This window comes from bacterium (genome assembly GCA_030654305.1).
Lineage (GTDB): Bacteria > Krumholzibacteriota > Krumholzibacteriia > LZORAL124-64-63 > LZORAL124-64-63 > PNOJ01.
In genome coordinates, this window is record JAURXS010000027.1 from 1 (window position 1) to 2,102 (window position 2,102).

Sequence of the window (2,102 nt, forward strand, 5' to 3'; positions counted from 1 at the left end):
CGTTGCCGAACTCGCTGTTCGACGAGCTGGGCGTCCCTCGCCTGGCCACCTGACCTCAACCTGACGAACCGCCCGGTGCGGACCCGCATGCCGGGTGGTGTGGGAGGGGACGCCGGGGAGACCCGGCGCCCCTATCCCGATTAAGGCCCCTGCGCCATCCTGGCTTCGGGGCCTTTCAGACACCCCGGTCACGGGGGATTCGGCACGACTCTGTCGACGACACACTTCAAGCGGACGTGCAAGTCGGGGGTGCGTCTGGTAGAGTCGATGCGCTCGCCTGGCGGCTGCTCGGTGTCGAGATCTGAGGGGGGCGGCGTGACGATGGGAACCGGCGACGCGCTCGTGGATGTCCTGCTCTCGCCCGGGGGCGAGGCGCTACTGGCGCGCATCGTCGCCCGGACGGCGGCTGGGACCGCGCCGCTGCCGCTGCAGCGCGCCCTGCGGCGCGACCACCCGGCGGAAGTCGTGCGCTTCGCCCTGCGCATCGCGGAGGCCCGCCGGGCGGCGACGGCCAAGTTCCCCGATGCCGCCTACCTGCTGTTCACCCCCGAACTGCTCGAACAGGCCACCGCGCACCCGGTGGCGCGGCACCGCGCGCTGCGGTTCGCGGACTGCGGCCGCGTGCTGGACCTGGGCTGCGGGGCGGGCGGCGACCTGACCCGCCTGGCGGGAGCCGGCGTGCCGGCGACCGGGCTCGAGCGCGACGCGTTGGCAGCAGCTTTGGCGCGCGCCAACCTGCGCCGCCTGGACCTGGACGGCACGGTCGTCGACGGCGAGTTCCCAGGCGCGGACCTGCCCCCTCACGACGCCCTGTTCGTCGATCCCGCCCGGCGCGAGACCGGACGCGGGCCCGCCGGTTCCCGTCGTCGCCACGACCCGCGCCGGTTCTCCCCGGCGCCCCGGGATCTGTGGCCGCTGCTCGAGCGGACGGGCGCCTGGGCCGTGAAGTGGGGACCGGGCCTCGACCTGGACCACGCGGCGCTGACCGCGTCCGGCGCGATCCTCGACGGCCTGCCGGCGGCGGGGTACGCGGTCGAGGTGGTCGGGTGGCAGGGGACGGTGCGCGAGGCTGTGCTGTGGGGAGGGGAGGACCTGCTGCGCGGACCGGCGGCGCCCGGGGCGCCGCGCCTCGCCACGGTCCTGTGCGGCGGGCTCGCGGACGCACGGGCCTGCACCTACGCGGGCGACCCGGTCACGGATCCGCCGCCGTTGTCGGCGCCGGCGACGTACCTGGCCGAACCCGACGGCACGCTGCTGCGCGCCGGGCTGCTGGACGCCTTCGCCCGCGAGCACGGACTGGCGTCGCTGGCGCCGGGCATCGCCTACCTGACGGCGCCGGCTCCCGTCCGGTCGCCGTGGCTGCGCTGGTGGCGTCGGCTGGAGAGCGTGCCCTGGTCGCCGGAGCGGTTGCAGGCGGCCCTGGACCGTCACGACGCCGGTTCGGTGGTGATCAAGAAGCGGGGGTTCCCGCTGACGCCCGAGCAGGTGCGCGCGGGGCTGGTCCTGCGCGGCAGCCGCGAGGTGACGGTGCTGCTGCACCGGGCGGATACGGAGGGTGCGGCCCACTCGGGCTATGCGGCCCACTTGGCGGAACCCTGCGACGGGGAAGCGGGCTAGCGGCTCATTCGTCCGCGGCCGCGGGCAGCCGGAAACGGAAGGTCGTGCCGCCGCCCACGCGGCTCTCGACGGTCAGTTCGCCGCCGTGCCCCGTCACGATCTGGTGGGCGATCGCCAGGCCGAGACCGGAACCGGTGTTCCCGCCGCGGCTCTTGTCGACCGTGTAGAAGCGCTCGAAGACGTGGGGCAGATCCTCGTGCCCGATCCCGATGCCCGTGTCGCCGACCTCGACCTCGACCCCGTTCCCGTCCTCCTGCCGTCGCAGCCTGACGCAGACGTCTCCCCCGGGGTGGTTGAACTTGACCGCGTTGTCCGTCAGGTTCTGCAGCACCTGACCGATGCGCAGCGGATCGGCGAGGACCTGCGGTAGGCCGGCCTCGGCGTCCAGGACCAAATCGACGCCCGCCGCCCCGGCCCGCGGTTCGAGCCGGCCCAAGACGTCCGCCGCCAGTTCCTCGAGGGAGAACGCCTCGTGGCGGTACTCC

General features: G+C 74.5%; 2 protein-coding genes. One reads left to right on the top strand and one right to left on the bottom strand.

The window, feature by feature from the left end; all coding sequences use genetic code 11:
* Positions 1-321 precede the first annotated feature (321 nt).
* Positions 322-1,617: an SAM-dependent methyltransferase gene (locus Q7W29_00705; GenBank protein ID MDO9170334.1), complete on the top strand. Its 1,296-nt coding sequence runs from the start codon at positions 322-324 to the stop codon at positions 1,615-1,617.
* Positions 1,618-1,621: 4 nt separating this feature from the next.
* On the opposite strand, the gene Q7W29_00710 is transcribed toward Q7W29_00705, so the two are convergent.
* The coding region (locus Q7W29_00710) for a HAMP domain-containing sensor histidine kinase (protein MDO9170335.1) at positions 1,622-2,102 on the bottom strand (481 nt) is incomplete at its 5' end.